At 37.3% G+C, this 15,646-nt stretch carries 10 protein-coding genes; 5 read left to right on the forward strand and 5 right to left on the reverse strand.

The window, feature by feature from the left end; genetic code table 11:
• Positions 1–14: 14 nt before the first annotated feature.
• The 3 genes from murQ to B5X53_RS01665 form a co-directional block, all read right to left on the reverse strand.
• On the reverse strand, positions 15–833 hold the full coding sequence (murQ, locus tag B5X53_RS01655) for an N-acetylmuramic acid 6-phosphate etherase (RefSeq protein ID WP_079711491.1): 819 nt from the start codon (positions 831–833) through the stop codon (positions 15–17).
• A gap of 18 nt (positions 834–851) precedes the next feature.
• Complete coding sequence (locus B5X53_RS01660; protein ID WP_079711492.1) at positions 852–2,426, reverse strand: beta-N-acetylhexosaminidase; 1,575 nt, start codon at positions 2,424–2,426, stop codon at positions 852–854.
• Positions 2,427–2,530: 104 nt separating this feature from the next.
• A complete protein-coding gene (locus B5X53_RS01665; RefSeq protein WP_079711493.1) occupies positions 2,531–3,796 on the reverse strand; it encodes a sugar MFS transporter in 1,266 nt (421 codons plus the stop codon).
• A gap of 321 nt (positions 3,797–4,117) precedes the next feature.
• Here B5X53_RS01665 and lepA point away from each other — a divergent pair, with 321 nt between their 5' ends.
• A complete protein-coding gene (gene lepA, locus B5X53_RS01670; protein ID WP_079711494.1) occupies positions 4,118–5,914 on the forward strand; it encodes a translation elongation factor 4 in 1,797 nt (598 codons plus the stop codon).
• A gap of 114 nt (positions 5,915–6,028) precedes the next feature.
• Positions 6,029–6,790: a YebC/PmpR family DNA-binding transcriptional regulator gene (locus B5X53_RS01675; RefSeq protein WP_079711720.1), complete on the forward strand. Its 762-nt coding sequence runs from the start codon at positions 6,029–6,031 to the stop codon at positions 6,788–6,790.
• Here B5X53_RS01675 and B5X53_RS01680 read toward each other — a convergent pair whose 3' ends face one another.
• Both B5X53_RS01680 and B5X53_RS01685 read right to left on the reverse strand, forming a co-directional pair.
• The gene (locus B5X53_RS01680; RefSeq protein ID WP_079711495.1) at positions 6,791–8,830 is read right to left on the reverse strand and encodes a cation:proton antiporter; all 2,040 of its coding nucleotides are present in this window, start codon (positions 8,828–8,830) and stop codon (positions 6,791–6,793) included.
• A gap of 112 nt (positions 8,831–8,942) precedes the next feature.
• Positions 8,943–10,823, reverse strand: coding sequence for a cation:proton antiporter (locus B5X53_RS01685; protein WP_079711496.1), 1,881 nt, complete (start codon positions 10,821–10,823; stop codon positions 8,943–8,945).
• 304 nt (positions 10,824–11,127) lie between these two features.
• Here B5X53_RS01685 and B5X53_RS01690 point away from each other — a divergent pair, with 304 nt between their 5' ends.
• The 3 genes from B5X53_RS01690 (at position 11,128) to B5X53_RS01700 (ending at position 15,616) form a co-directional block, all read left to right on the forward strand.
• A complete protein-coding gene (locus tag B5X53_RS01690) occupies positions 11,128–12,915 on the forward strand; it encodes a cation:proton antiporter (RefSeq protein WP_079711497.1) in 1,788 nt (595 codons plus the stop codon).
• Positions 12,916–13,020: 105 nt separating this feature from the next.
• Positions 13,021–13,884 (forward strand): MBL fold metallo-hydrolase, encoded by an 864-nt coding sequence (locus B5X53_RS01695; RefSeq protein WP_079711498.1) that lies wholly within the window; start codon positions 13,021–13,023, stop codon positions 13,882–13,884.
• Between the two features lie 58 nt (positions 13,885–13,942).
• A complete protein-coding gene (locus B5X53_RS01700; RefSeq protein WP_079711499.1) occupies positions 13,943–15,616 on the forward strand; it encodes a S8 family peptidase in 1,674 nt (557 codons plus the stop codon).
• The last annotated feature ends 30 nt before the right edge of the window (positions 15,617–15,646 follow it).

A 15,646-nucleotide genomic window follows, 5' to 3' on the forward strand; every position in this document is an offset into this window, starting at 1 on the left:
TTGGCAATACAAAATTAAGCTTTTCGGTAAGCCAAAACAGCCTTCCGAACGTTCCCGTATTCCTGAAGTAAGCCAGCAGCTTCTTTTTCTCCAATACCTAATTCCTCCATGATCATACGGGTGCCACGGCTGACTAATTTTTTATTAGAAAGTTGCATATCAACCATTTTATTGCCCTTTACCCGGCCTAATTTTATCATTACCGAAGTAGAAATCATATTTAAAACCAACTTTTGAGCAGTCCCCGCTTTCATTCTTGTGCTTCCTGTAACGAATTCGGGTCCGGTAACAACTTCAACAGGAAATTCACTGGCTTCTGCTAACGGACTTCCAGAGCTACATGTAACACAGCCGGTAATAATTCCATTTTTACGAGCTTCTTTAATTCCGCCTATCACATAAGGGGTTGTTCCTGAAGCGGCAATCCCAACCAAAACATCTTTTTCAGAAACATTATATGACTGAAGGTCTTTCCATGCTTGTGCTGTATCATCTTCAGCATTTTCTACGGCATTTCTAAGGGCAGTATCGCCACCGGCTATTAAACCGATTACCATTTGATCTGAAACTCCAAAAGTAGGCGGACATTCTGAAGCATCTAAAACTCCTAACCTGCCACTGGTTCCGGCGCCTATATAAAAAAGTCGGCCACCCACTTCCATTTTGGTAACTATTTTATCTACCAGCGTTTCAATTGCTGGAATTTGCTTCTCAACACTTTCAGGTACCGTCTTATCTTCCTTATTTATATTCCTAAGAAGATCTGCAGTACTCATTTTCTCCAAATCATTGTAATTTGAAGTCCTTTCTGTATCAGGGTTTTTATTTTCCATTTAAAGTTCAGTTAAAAGTTACCATCTGGATTCCGGCATATATTCCGAAAAAACACCTTTATTTCTATCACTGTTCCATTCTACATCTGGCGTTCTAAAGTAGTGCACATCCATAAGGTCCAATCTCAATCCATGTTCACCTAATCGTTTTAGAAACTTTATATAATCTTTATTTTCATCTTCACTCCAACCTACTTCTGCCAGGGCTATAGTTCGGGGCCAGAACCTATCGTCTGCAGCTTCATTAGAAAGAACTTTTTCGGTCCAAACCGGTGCTTCTACTCCTATAGTATTCGGATTTTTAGCTTTAAAAGTATAGGCATCCTTCAAAGAAACTCCTCTTTCCTGGCACCAATTATTTGTAAATTCCTGACCGGGAATATTTGCATGATCAAAATAAAAGCTAGAACAAATTGACTCTATAACACGAGTGTTAACCACACTTTCAGTTTTCCCGGTCCAACGCTGACTAATAAAAGTGCTATCTACTTCTGCCTGGGTAACTTCTTCCCAGCCAATTGTTGTTTTACCTAAACCGCGGACAATAGAATCAGCTTTTACCACAAATTCTTTATAGCGTTCATCTTCAATTTCATCTCCTCCAATATGTAAATATTCGCCAGTGGTAATTTCAGCCATTTCGCCTAGAATTGTTGCAACAAAATCATAGATTTCCGGTTTCTCCAGGCATAATTTGCTCCAGCCAACTGTATAATCGTGATATAGTTCTGGCGGCGTGGCCAAGCTCGGTTCTATATTGGCAAATTCATCGCAATTTAATTCGGGATAAGTCATTAAGGCTGAATAAATATGACCGGGCATATCAATTTCAGGGACGATCACTATATTTCTGGCTGTAGCATATTCCTGAATTTCTTTATACTCTTCCTGCGTTAAATAGCCAGAACGACCACCTTTAACGGCGCCTTTACTTCCAAGTTCGGTTAGTTTTGGTTTTTGTTTTATTTCTATACGCCAACCCTGGTCATCGGTTAAATGTAAATGAAGTCGGTTTAATTTGTAAAAAGCCATCCTGTCCAGGTGCTTTTTAATATAATCGGGGCCAAAAAAACTACGGGCAATATCCAGCATAGAACCCCGCCACTCGTATTTTGGTCTATCGGAAATTGTTCCCTGCGGAAGTTTAATTTCTTCTGAAACTTTTTTATTTTCAATTTCAGCCGGAAACATTTGGCGTATGGTTTGGATTCCATAGAACAGTCCTGCTTCTGAAGCCGCTTCTAAACTAACCACACTAGAAGAAATATCTAAATTATAACCTTCCTGACCTAAGGTTTCTTCCAGGTTTGGATCAAGATTAAGGTTAAATCCGTTACAATTTTCGCCTCTCATAGTATAACTTTGCGTATAAGTATTTTTCAACAATCGCTGCAGCCAGGCAGCCGATGCTTCTGCACCAGAATTAAAACAAACCACTGTTCTTTCCTGGAGTGTGAAGAAATCTTCCTTCCACTCAATTTCTGCCGGCTGCGGAATGATTGCCGGTTTTTCAGTTTGGGGTTCTTGTGCGGAAGAACCCCACTGAAATAACATTAAAAAAACTAAACTAACACTTAACTTTAAACTTTTCATAATAACAATATTTTACTCAAAAATCGAGATTGAAATACTCCAAGATTCACCTCGAAATCAAAGACTATTTCCATTAATTCCTTCGTAGGTTTACTCCGAGGCCGTTACTTTATTTTATGCCCTTTTGCAGCAAAAAACCAGATATACAGGTAACTCGGTATTACTATCCAGTAAGCCGATTGTGGATCAAAAGTATCTGCCAGGTAACCATAAATAAGTGGTAAAATAGCTCCACCGGCAAGTGCCATTATTAAAAATGAAGATCCCATTTTGGTAAACCTACCCAGTCCGTGAAGGGCTAAAGGCCAGATAGCGGGAAATACCAAAGCATTTGCTAAACCTAAGAGGGAAATACAAAGCACTGAGACATATCCGTCGGTGAAAATTGCGGCTAAACCGAGAATAATACCAAGTATACCCGAAATTTGCAATGCTTTCTGCTGACTTATATATTTTGGAATAGTTACCGTCCCTATTAAATAACCCACAATCATCGCAATTAAGGTATACGTAGTAAAATATTTAGCGACATCAGTTGCAATATCATGCCCATCACGTGCGTAACTTATTACAGTATCTCCTGCAATTACTTCTACCCCAACATACAGGAACATCGCAAGAGTCCCTAGTAATAAATTTGGAAACTGGAGTACACTAGTTTTACTTTTATTCGCAGCAGCAAGGGTATCATCTTCTCCATCGGTTTCAATTTCAGGTAAAGCTGAATAATAAATAAGAACTGAAAGCCCAACCAGAATTACCGCCATAACTATATATGGTGTAATCACGAGTGAAGCAAGTTCATCTAATTCAGCAGCTTTTGCGGATGCACCCATACCTTCCAACCTGGCTTCTACCGCGTCCATATTTTTCAGCAAAATCGCACCAAAAATAATTGGAGCCAAGGCACCGGCAACTTTGTTACAAATTCCCATGATACTAATTCGTTTCGCAGCACTTTCAATAGGTCCAAGGATGGTGATATAAGGATTAGCTGCCGATTGAAGTAAAGCCAGCCCTGTTCCCTGAACGAACAATCCAAAAAGGAACATCGCGTAGGTCCTGGACATTGCGGCCGGGATAAATATTAAAGCCCCAATAGCCATAACTACAAGTCCAAGGGACATCCCATTTTTAAAACCTGTTTTCTTTAAAACCCAGGCTGATGGGATTGCCATTACGAAATATGAGATATAAGATGCAAAGGCCACTAAATAAGATTCAAAGTTATTTAACTGGCTGGCTGTTTTTAAAAAGGGAATAAGCACAGAGTTTAGCCAGGTGACAAAGCCAAAGATGAAAAATAACACCCCAATTATAACTATAGATCTACTGGTGTTGTTCTGGTTGGTTGCGGTTTCAACTGCCATAGGTATTTATCTTATGTAATGTGAGAATTTAGTTTTGGGTTAAACTTAACGCCTTTTTAATAAAACTCTAACATAATTGTTTCTTACAAAAAAAAGAAACTTTTTTACAACCGCTACACACTTAAGTAAGTTTTTTTATAATTAACTAAAAGATTAACCATTTTTTTATTTAAATGAATTATTGCAAAAGGGATAATTTCAAAAATCGGTTTTCCGTATTCTTATTTTCTATCTTTCTTTTTAGGACTATGAAATAAACTATATTTGTAAACTTAAATTTGTTGATTACCTTTTAAGGAATTCAATTACTAAAAATACCCGATGAAGCATATTAGAAACTTCTGTATAATCGCACATATTGACCACGGAAAAAGTACCCTGGCAGACCGTTTACTGGACTTTACCGGTTCTGTAACCGATCGTGAAAAACAGGAACAACTCCTGGACAGTATGGATTTAGAACGTGAGCGTGGTATTACTATTAAAAGTCACGCAATACAGATGGACTATGAATATGAGGGCGAACAGTATGTTTTAAACCTTATTGATACTCCGGGACACGTAGATTTCTCTTACGAAGTTTCCCGATCTATCGCGGCCTGTGAAGGTGCTTTGCTGGTAGTAGATGCGGCTCAAAGTATACAGGCGCAAACCATTTCTAACCTTTACCTGGCCCTAGAAAATGATCTTGAAATTATCCCGGTGCTTAATAAAGTAGATTTACCAAGTGCTAATCCAGAAGTTGTAAGCGATGATATTGTAGATCTTTTAGGATGTGAACACTCAGATATTATTCCTGCCAGTGCAAAAACCGGATTGGGAATTGAAGAAATTCTGGCCGCGATTATTACAAGGGTTCCCCCGCCAAGCGGAAAAGTAGATGCTCCTTTAAGAGCTTTGATATTTGATTCGGTTTATAATCCATTTCGCGGTGTTGAAACTTATTTCAGGGTAATTAACGGATCTATCAAAAAAGGCCAGAACATTAAATTTGTGGCCACAAATAAAAACTATTTCGCCGATGAAGTGGGAACACTTCGTTTAAAGCAATTTCCGCGTCAGGAAATTAAGACCGGTGATGTTGGTTACCTAATTACCGGAATTAAAGATGCCCGCGAAGTAAAAGTTGGTGATACGATTACCGATGCCAAAAATCCAACGACCGAAGCCGTAGCTGGGTTTGAGGATGTAAAACCTATGGTTTTTGCAGGAATTTATCCAGTAGATACCGAGGATTATGAAGAACTGCGCAGTTCTATGGAAAAGCTTCAGTTAAATGATGCTTCCCTGGTATTTTTACCTGAAAGTTCTGCAGCTTTAGGCTTCGGATTTAGATGTGGATTCTTAGGAATGCTTCACCTGGAAATTATTCAGGAACGCCTGGAAAGGGAATTTGATATGACGGTGATTACCACCGTTCCCAACGTGTCTTATCACGCCTACACTAATAAAAATCCGGATGAACGTATTTTAGTTAATAATCCTTCAGATTTACCAGAACCTTCTTCACTTAACCGTGTGGAAGAACCTTATATTAAAGCTACAATAATCACCAAAGCTGATTATGTAGGGAATGTAATGTCCCTTTGTATTGAAAAAAGAGGCGAAATTACTAACCAAACATATCTTACTACAGAAAGGGTTGAACTTTCTTTTGATATGCCTCTAGCTGAAATTGTTTTTGACTTTTACGATCGTCTAAAAACAGTTTCCCGTGGTTATGCGTCTTTTGATTATTCGCCAATAGGAATGCGCCAGTCAAAACTGGTTAAAGTAGACGTTTTATTAAACGGAAATATTGTAGATGCACTATCAGCCTTGCTTCACGTGGACAACGCTTACGATATTGGTAAGAAAATGTGTGAAAAACTGAAGGAGTTGATACCGAGACAGCAGTTTGATATTCCAATTCAGGCGGCAATTGGTGCAAAAATTATTGCCCGGGAAACGGTAAAAGCACTTAGAAAAGATGTTACCGCTAAATGTTATGGTGGTGATATTTCCCGTAAGCGAAAACTTCTTGAAAAGCAGAAAAAAGGTAAAAAACGTATGCGCCAGGTAGGAAATGTGGAGATCCCACAGGAAGCTTTTATGGCCGTACTAAAGTTGAATGACTAAGATTTAAACTTTTTATATACTTACAAAAACCTCACAGCTATTTGTGAGGTTTTTTGATTTTCTACATTTTCTTATTTTTGTTAGTCTACCAACTACAGACTAAAATTGGATCCAATGGCGGGACATAGCAAATGGGCGAATATAAAGCACCGAAAAGGAGCGCAGGATAAAAGGAGAGCAAAACAATTTACTCGGGCAATCAAAGAGATTAGTGTTGCAGTGAAAGAAGGCGCCGGACCCGATCCAGAAGCCAATCCGGCGTTGCGTAATGCTATTTCTAATGCCAAGGGTGTGAATATGCCCAAGGACACCATAGAACGCGCTATAAAGAAAGCCAGCGGCGCCGATGCAGATAATTATGAACTGGTAACTTTTGAAGGTTATGGCCCAAACGGAATTGCTTTTTTTATTGAATGTACTACCGACAATACCAATCGTACCGTAGCTTCAGTTCGATCCATTTTTTCAAAAAATGGAGGAAATTTGGGGACCAATGGTTCGCTTGAGTTTCTTTTTGATAAAAAAGGGGTTTTTACTATTGAAAGAGAAATGATCGAGATGAACCTCGAGGAATTTGAGCTCGAACTTATTGAAGGCGGCGCTTCAAAAATTGAAAAGGAAGATGATTATATAACAATTTACACCAATTTTAATGATTTCGGACTAATGTCTGCAAAACTCGAAGAATTGGAGATAGAAGTGAAATCTTCTGAAATTCAAAGAATTCCTATGAATACCGTAGAATTACCGGTTGAAGATGCCAAAAATATTCTGAACCTTGTTGAAAAATTTGAAGATGACGACGATGTTCAAAACGTTTATCACAACATGGAAATTACCGATGAACTGGTAGAAGAAATGGAAAAAGAAGCTTAATTATTTTTCCCTGGGATAGACAATAATCTTAGTATTTTCTTTAAAATACATTCCCATTTTCTGTGGAATTTGTTCTAAAATTCCACGATGAGCTATACTTCCCGTACGCGCTGAAATAAACATAATAATATCTTCGGCACTAAGATTTTTTGATATTATTAGGAAATCTTCCCAATTTTTGAACTCTTTAAATTCAAATGGCGCCCTTAATTTTAATTTTTCTACCAGTTTTTCTACCGCGGTTTGGGTTTCCTTATCACAGTAAAGCAAGATAGGAATACTAAGCTCTTCAGAGAATTTGATCACTTTTTTCACCCATAATTCAAATCCGGCCATTTCAGCAGATTTTTGAGGAGCGGCTACAATTAAACGTTCGTGTGTAGCCCAGGGCGTGTGAGTTTCACAAATAAAAATAGTGTTTCGCGTTCCACGAATAATGCCGGCCATTTTATCTCCAATAATATCATTTTCATTAGTAGAACTGGCGGGCCATCCTAAAACGGTGAGATCAGCAATAATTTCGCGTGATTTTCTGGAAATTCCGCTAGCTACATCCTGGTCTATAGTTGCGGTTACATCTACATCTGTTTCTGAGGCAGATGCTTGTCTTACAAAATCCTCAAGTTTATTTTGAGCCTGTGCGATATTAACTTCGGCTTCTTCATCATTAGGAACTACAGAAAGAATAGATACAGGATTATCTGAAACTTTATCTTTTATAAGAATAGCGAATTCAAGCAGCTTCTCAAAATTCACAATATTGGCCAGCGGTAATAATATGCTTTCCTTTTTATAATTTTCTGAATTCTTAATAACTTCAGGATCGGATTCCTGGTTTTCCAATAGAAGTTTTTCTGCAGCTTTTTCAGTAGCAAAAGTTGCTATAATTGAGGTAATAAGAATTAATATAATAGTTCCGTTAAGAATGTTTTTATCAATTATTCCGGCATTAAAACCTACAATAATAACTGCCAAAGTAGCCGCCGCGTGACCACTGCTTAAACCAAAAATAACCTTTCGTTGTGCTGCGCAATATTTAAATACCAGTTGGGTAAAAAATGCAGCTGCCCATTTTCCGAAAAGCGCAACTGCCGATAAGGTTAAGGCTACTACAATTGCCATATATCCGCTTAAAATAACGCTTATATCTACCAACATTCCCACGCTTATTAAAAAGAAAGGAATAAACAGGGAATTTCCCATAAATTCAATACGATTCATAAGTGCAGAAGAATGCGGAATCAATCTGTTTAAGGCTAATCCGGCCAGGAATGCGCCAATAATATCTTCAACCCCGGCTAACTCAGCTAAAAATGCGGCAAGAAATACCACGGTAAGTACAAAGATATAATGCGAGTGTTTTTCTTTTTCAAGACGGGTAAAGAACCATTTTGCAATTTTTGGCACCAAATAAAACATAATACCACAAAAAATTGTGAGAGAAACTACGAGTCTAATCCAGAAATCCATGGTCAATCCCCCGTCCTGGGCATTTCCCATAATAACAGCCAGGATTATCAAAACAGCAGTATCGGTTAAAATGGTTCCACCAACGGTAATTGCTATAGCTTCGTTTTTTGAAACCCCCATTTTACTAACAATAGGATAGGCAATCAAGGTATGCGTGGCAAACATACTGGCGGTTAAAAAACTGGCATTAAAATCGTAACCCAGTAAATAATAACATACGGGATAACCTACTATAAGCGGAATAGCAAAGGTAAAGAGACCAAAAAGCAAACTTTTATTCCGGTTTACTTTAAACTGGTTCATATCCAATTCTAAACCGGCGATAAACATAATATAGAGTAATCCGATTTTGGAGAATAAGTCTATGGCCGTATTTTGTTCTAATAGGCCTGTCCCATATGGACCTATGATAATTCCCGAAATAATAAGAACAATAATTCCGGGGATCTTAATTCTTCTTAATAATACCGGAGAAACAAGTATTATAAGCAAAATAAGGGCAAAAACCAGTACAGGATTACTTAATGGAAGTTCAAATTCGTGTTTAAGAATTTCCAGAAATTCATTCATTCCTTGTACCAATTTTAAGTTGAAATCTTTTTAAAAATTCCAAAGATAGAAGAAAATAGAGTATTTCTTTTTAACGCCCAGAATTATAACTAAAATTTATAAGATTTGAGTTTTAAGAATTTGCATCTTCATTAGCATCTACAGTTTCTTCGTAATCTTCTTCATCTTTTTCTTCACGCTGAATTTGTTTTCCTAAGTAAACCAACTGAAATCCTTCTTCAATTTCAACATCTGAACTGTGTGAAGGAATAATGGTTAGGCCGCCATTTTTATTTTTTACAAATAACGGGATAATATCAGGATCGGTTTTAGAAATTTCAATCAAGCCCTCATAATGCTCCTTACTGTTAAGCACTAATTCATGAATTTTGGGATAACTCCTGGAAACCTCGGTAAGCTTTATATAATCATCGGTATGAGAAAATAAACCTTCAGTCGGATTTTTCTCGGGATTATTCATTTCATCCGCAGTAATAACCCTAAAGGACCCGTTTTCTCCAAACTGCTTTTTAAACTTGGTTATAGCGGTTTTATTAATATCACTATTGCCGGTCATTGCCATTAAATAACCAATATCATTCAGTTCAATATTGTTCATAAGATCATCTGAATAAACACTGCCTTCAATAGCATCAATGCCCAAATCCCGGGCTTTATTTACATTATCTGAATTATTATCAAGAAGGACTACGTGTCGCTCATTATCGTGTAGATATTTTCCTATTAATCTAGCTATTGATGAAGCTCCAATAATTAAAATTCCTTGTGAATCTTTAATAAAAACGCCCACCAAACGCGCAAAAAGCCTGGCCGTGGCCGCGTTTAATAAAACCGAACAAAGCACGATCATAAACACTAAAGGGGTAATATATTCGGCGCCGGCAATACCTTCCCGGGCCAATCGCAATCCGAATAAAGAGGCGATACCAGCAGCTACAATACCGCGAGGTCCTACCCAACTTACAAATGCAATTTCATTAATTTTTAAACCTGAGCCCAGGGAACTTAGAATAACCCCGAGTGGCCTGATTAATAAAACTACTACTCCAAAAAGAATAAGTGAATTCCAGTTAAAAACCAGCAAAAGCTCTTCAATTTCAATATTTGCCGCTAATAAAATAAAAAGTATAGAAATCAATAAAACACTTAGCGATTCTTTAAAATACAGTAGTTCTTTAATATTGGGTAATTTTTGATTCCCCATGACCATACCCATAATTACTACTGCCAGAAGTCCACTCTCGTGGGCAAATGTATCGGCTAAAACAAAAACTCCGAGTACGGTTGCCAGGATAAAAACATTGAGTAAATAATGCGGAATTATCTGTCTTTTAATTAAAAATGCCAGCAAATAGGCAAATGTAAATCCGAAGGTAAACCCGAAAAGTAAAATCTTCCCAAATTCAATTAGCGCGGTTTGGGTAAAATCCTGCCCTCCTTCAACCCTTATAAATTCAAACATTAAAACCGAAATAAGCGCACCAATGGGATCTATAAGAATTCCTTCCCATTTTAGAATCGAGGACACGTGGGTTTTTAAAGGAATATTCCGAAGAATTGGGGATATAACAGTAGGACCGGTAACGATAATTAATGCTGAAAATAAAAAGGAAATTTGCCAGGACAGATCAAATATAAAATGCGCGGCTAAACCTGCCCCTAAAAACGTAACCATTGATCCAATGCTAATAAGCTTTAAAATAACCGGACCAATATTACCTACTTCACTTCTTTTTAGGGTTAATCCTCCTTCAAAAAGAATAACCGAAATAGCGAGTGAAACAAAATAAAACAAACTCTCACCGGGGAATAATCCTTCAGAGCCATTCCAGATAGGTTCTACCCATTTGGTGCCGTCTTCGCTAATTAAAGTGGAGATGGGACCAACTAAAAGACCAATTAAAATAAGTGGTAAAATTGCGGGGGTTTTAATCTTCCAGGCCAACCACTGCGCCAGGATTCCCAATATTACCAAACTTGCAAGTTCTAACATGCTGAATTATTTGAGCTATAAATTGCTATTTACAAAAATAGGTTGATTTAATGGCAACTCTCTAAGGATTTCAGGCTTTTTACCCGATAATTAGGATTTATATGGTTCAATTCCTGCCCAAATCAATTAGACAATTCTTCCATTAAATCAGATTATAATTCTTTAAATATCTCTTAGACGTGCCATAGTTAGTTTAATTTCAGAATACCTCATATTTATGATTAATAGTCATTTAACATTATTAATTATCTGTAATTCACGAAAATATTGATATTTTGTAGGTCCAACCACCAAAATATTCTTTATGGAAGAATTAAATATCCTTAGTCTCCTAATTATCTTATTCAGTGCATGGTTAGGTGGCTCAGCCGCAAAAAAATTAGGATATCCCGCAATTCTGGGAGAACTTATAATAGGAATTTTACTTGGTCCTGCCCTTCTGGGAATAATGGAAACTTCTGAAATGATTAACGTCCTGGCCGAAGTTGGTATTATCCTGCTTATGGTTTATATAGGGATGGAAATTAATTTTAGAGATCTTGGTAAAGCTTCCTGGCCCGGGCTTTTAGCAGCTATAGGAGGTTTTATTGTTCCATTTGTCCTTGGGTATTATTCCATAATTTATTTTGGAGGAACACAAATGGCAGCGATTTTTGTCGCTATTGCGGTAGCGGTCACTTCGCTTGCAACCAAAAGCAGGATTCTTGTAGATTTAAAACTGCTCAATACCCGAATTGCCTATGTTCTTATGGCCGGTGCCCTTATTTCTGATACACTCGCACTGGTAATTTTTGCAGGAATTGTAAGTTATGTAGACGCGGGAAGTATTGATACACTTGGCCTGGTTTGGGTTGCAGGTAAGGCTATTTTATTCTTCGTCTTTACGGCACTTGCAGGGATTTATCTCTTACCATTACTGGGTAAATTTTTAATGAAATCTAACTTAACAAGTAGAACGCTCCATTTTACGTTAATTCTCATTATTGTACTTGCTTTTTCTGAACTGGCTGAAATTGCCGGTTTACATAGTATTTTAGGAGCTTTTATGGCCGGTTTATTTATTCGTGACGGCGTTTTTAACCGTCAAATTTCCAAAGATATAAATCATATTTTCCACGATATTTCCATAGGTTTTCTGGCGCCAATTTTCTTTGTTTCCGCAGGATTCAATGTAACCTTAGAGGTATTTCAAACCGATTTGCTTATGCTCATAGTTGTGACGTTGGTTGCTATGGTAGGTAAAATTCTTGGTACCGCTATTTTCTATCTTCCCAGCGGCTATGGATGGCGTGAAGGAATTGCAGTTGGAACCGGAATGAACGGTCGTGGAGCTGTAGAAATTATTATCGCAGGAATTGGATTACAAATGGGGATTATAACAAACGAGATTTTCTCTATTCTTGTTTTTATGGCCATTTTCACCACACTTACAGTGCCGCTATTCTTAACCTGGACTACAACCTGGCTAAGAAACAGGAACGAACTTGTTCACCAGGAATCTAGGGGAGGTTACATAATCTTAGGCGCAAATCCACTTGGTTTGTATATGGCAAAACAACTTCAGCAAAAAGATGATGATGTGATTATAATCGATGCCAACCGCGAAATGGTTGCTGAAGCTAAAAAACAGGGCTTCAATAGTATGTATGGTAACATTTTAAAAGAAGAAACCATGGAAGATGCAAAAGCCATAGAAAAAGGCACTTTTATTGGTCTTACGGGCAATAGCGAAATAAACTTCCTGGCTGCACAACTGGCCGACGATGCTTTTTATATTCCGAATAAAATCGTTCTGGTTTCTCCTAGCGAAAGTGGGACCGATGTTGATATGCTCGATAAAATTAATGCTACTTCTCTTTTTGCCAATAAAACCGAATTAAAACCCTGGGCAGCAAAAATTAGCAACGGTAATTTTGAAGAAAAGACACAAACTGTAGAAGAAGAAATTACTACTCGAGAATGGGTAAAACAACATAAAGACGATAAAAACTCAATTCTCCCATTTTTTATTATTAATAGTGAAGGAATTAAAAGGCCGTTCCATTATAACGATACTATAGATGAAGGAGAAAAAGTAGTTTACCTGGAATAGTATAAATTTTTAAACCTTGAAACTTTTAAACACATGCCTGCTAATAGAATTTTAGCTGTGCATGTTTTTTGCTTTTAGTAATTTGCAGAACCTAAATTGAATATTATGAAATTATACCCAATAGAATCTGGTAATTTTAAATTAGATGGCGGTGCTATGTTTGGTGTGGTTCCAAAAAGTCTTTGGAGCAGAACAAATCCTGCTGATTCTAATAATATGATAGATATGGCAGCCCGATGTCTTCTTATAGAAGACGGGGATAAGCTGAGTCTTATAGATACCGGGATGGGCGATAAACAAAGCGATAAATTTTTTAGTTATTATTATCCCTGGGGCGAACATTCTTTAGATAAATCGCTTAAAAAGCACGGTTTTCACAGCGACGATATTACCGATGTTTTTCTAACTCATTTACATTTCGATCATGTTGGAGGGGCTATACAATGGAATAAAGACAAAACAGGTTACGAGTCGGCTTTTAAAAATGCGAAATTTTGGAGCAATAAAGATCATTGGAAATGGGCTACAGAACCCAATGCCAGAGAAAAAGCTTCATTTTTAAAGGAAAATATTCTGCCGATGGAGGAAAGCGGTCAACTTCATTTTTTAGATCGTATTGAAAACAAAAACTTCATACATTCTCAGGAATTTGATTTTGGCGTGCTGTTTGTAGATGGACATACCGATAAGCAAATGATACCGCATATTCAGTATAAAGATAAAACCCTTGTTTTTATGGCAGATTTATTGCCAACTGCCGGCCATATTCCCTTGCCATACGTTATGGGATTTGATACCCGGCCGCTGCTAACTTTAACCGAAAAAGAGAAGTTTTTAAAAGAAGCGGCAGATAAAGGTTATTATTTGTTCCTAGAGCACGATGCTCACAATGAAATTATCACTTTAAAAAACACCGAAAAAGGAGTTAGGTTAGACAAAACCTTTACTTTTAATGAACTTTTTAATTAAGTAGAATTCTGTATAAAATCAATTAATTTCTCAGATAAAATTAAATTCAATAGAATAAATGAAAATACCCTTTTTAAAACCTGCGTTAATAATGGGAAGCGCCCTTATTTTAGCTTCCTGCGGAAGTGGCTCCCCAAAAATAGTTTCCACTCCAATTGCGAATATAGATTCTATTCCGCTTAAAATTACAGATCTTTCTGATACTCAACTCCAGGGCTGGGGTGGTGCCGATCTTGTAAACGATACTATCCCGGGAATGAGCGTTGATAAAGCTTATTCAGAAATTATTAAAAACAACAAAGGTCAAAAAACCATCGTAGCCGTTATAGATAGTGGTGTAGATATTGAACACGAAGATCTTGATGGTGTAATCTGGACTAATACCGATGAAATTCCAGGCAACGGAAAAGACGACGATAATAATGGTTATATAGACGATATGCACGGCTGGAACTTTCTTGGTCATGCCGTGGAAGAAAATATGGAATACACCCGTATTTATAAGCGTTTAAAGCCTAAATACGAAGGAAAATCGGCTAGTTCTATAAGTACTGCAGATCGTGCTGAATTTATTTACTACCAGGAAGCTAAAGAAGAGTACGAGAAAGAATATGAAGAAACTGTTCAAAACAAAAACCAGTACGAGCAAATTAAAAAGCAATTGGTAGCAGCACATCAGGCCGTTTCTTCTCAACTTGGTAAAGAAGATTATACCAAAAAAGAGCTGAATGAAATGGAGGCTACCGGGCAATTGGCGCAGTATAAAGCCATGTTGCAGCAAATTCAGAATAATGTAAACGAAAATATTCCCGAAGCACTGGATGAGCTTGATGAAGGTATTGAATATTATGCGGGACGTTTAGATACTCATTTTAACTTAGAATTAAATGGTCGTGCACCTGTAGGTGATGATCCTTATGATATTACCGATACCGATTATGGTAATGGCAATGTTATGGGACCTTCCCAGGATAAAGAAGACCTTAAACACGGTACCCACGTAGCGGGAATTATTGCTGCAGAAAGAAATAATAATACTGGTATTAATGGTGTAGCCAATAATGCTGAAATTATGGTTTTACGAGCCGTACCAGATGGTGATGAATATGATAAAGATATTGCCCTGGCAATTCGCTATGCGGTAGATAATGGCGCAAAAATTATTAATACCAGTTTTGGAAAGTATTTCTCTCCAAATCCTGAGTGGGTTACAGAAGCCATTCAATATGCTGCAGAAAACGATGTTTTAATCGTAAATGCAGGAGGAAATGAAGGACTTAATTTAGACGAAAACACCGTTTATCCCAATGATCAAACCCCTGAAGCACCGGAAGAAATTTCAGATAATTTCTTAACCGTAGGTGCTCTTAATTTTGACTATGGTTCTCAATTGGTAGCCGATTTTTCTAACTACGGAAAAACAAATGTTGATGTTTTTGCCCCGGGAACCAAGATCTGGTCTACAACACCAAATAATGAATACGAATATTTACAGGGTACATCTATGGCCGCTCCTGCAGTTGCCGGGGTAGCCGCAATTATTCGTTCATTTTATCCAAAATTGAGCGCTGCACAGGTTAAACAAATAATTATGGACAGCGGTTTAACCACCAATGCCGATGTAATCTTAGGTGGCGACAGAAGCAACACTAAAGATTTTAAAGAAATATCTACTTCGGGTAAAATGGTGAATCTCTATAACGCTCTTATTTTAGCTTCCCAAACAAAATAAATTCAATTAATATTTGACCATAAAAACCAC

The sequence above is a fragment of the Salegentibacter salinarum genome, from assembly GCF_900168115.1.
In the GTDB taxonomy this organism is placed as follows: Bacteria; Bacteroidota; Bacteroidia; order Flavobacteriales; family Flavobacteriaceae; genus Salegentibacter; species Salegentibacter salinarum.

Bases quoted from the DNA above. Each gene is read 5' to 3' on its own strand.
- murQ (WP_079711491.1), bottom strand. From the start codon at position 833: ATGGAAAATAAAAACCCTGATACAGAAAGGACTTCAAATTACAATGAT.
- B5X53_RS01660 (WP_079711492.1), bottom strand. From the start codon at position 2,426: ATGAAAAGTTTAAAGTTAAGTGTTAGTTTAGTTTTTTTAATGTTATTT.
- B5X53_RS01665 (WP_079711493.1), bottom strand. From the start codon at position 3,796: ATGGCAGTTGAAACCGCAACCAACCAGAACAACACCAGTAGATCTATA.
- lepA (WP_079711494.1), top strand. From the start codon at position 4,118: ATGAAGCATATTAGAAACTTCTGTATAATCGCACATATTGACCACGGA.
- B5X53_RS01675 (WP_079711720.1), top strand. From the start codon at position 6,029: ATGGCGGGACATAGCAAATGGGCGAATATAAAGCACCGAAAAGGAGCG.
- B5X53_RS01680 (WP_079711495.1), bottom strand. From the start codon at position 8,830: ATGAATGAATTTCTGGAAATTCTTAAACACGAATTTGAACTTCCATTA.
- B5X53_RS01685 (WP_079711496.1), bottom strand. From the start codon at position 10,823: ATGTTAGAACTTGCAAGTTTGGTAATATTGGGAATCCTGGCGCAGTGG.
- B5X53_RS01690 (WP_079711497.1), top strand. From the start codon at position 11,128: ATGGAAGAATTAAATATCCTTAGTCTCCTAATTATCTTATTCAGTGCA.
- B5X53_RS01695 (WP_079711498.1), top strand. From the start codon at position 13,021: ATGAAATTATACCCAATAGAATCTGGTAATTTTAAATTAGATGGCGGT.
- B5X53_RS01700 (WP_079711499.1), top strand. From the start codon at position 13,943: ATGAAAATACCCTTTTTAAAACCTGCGTTAATAATGGGAAGCGCCCTT.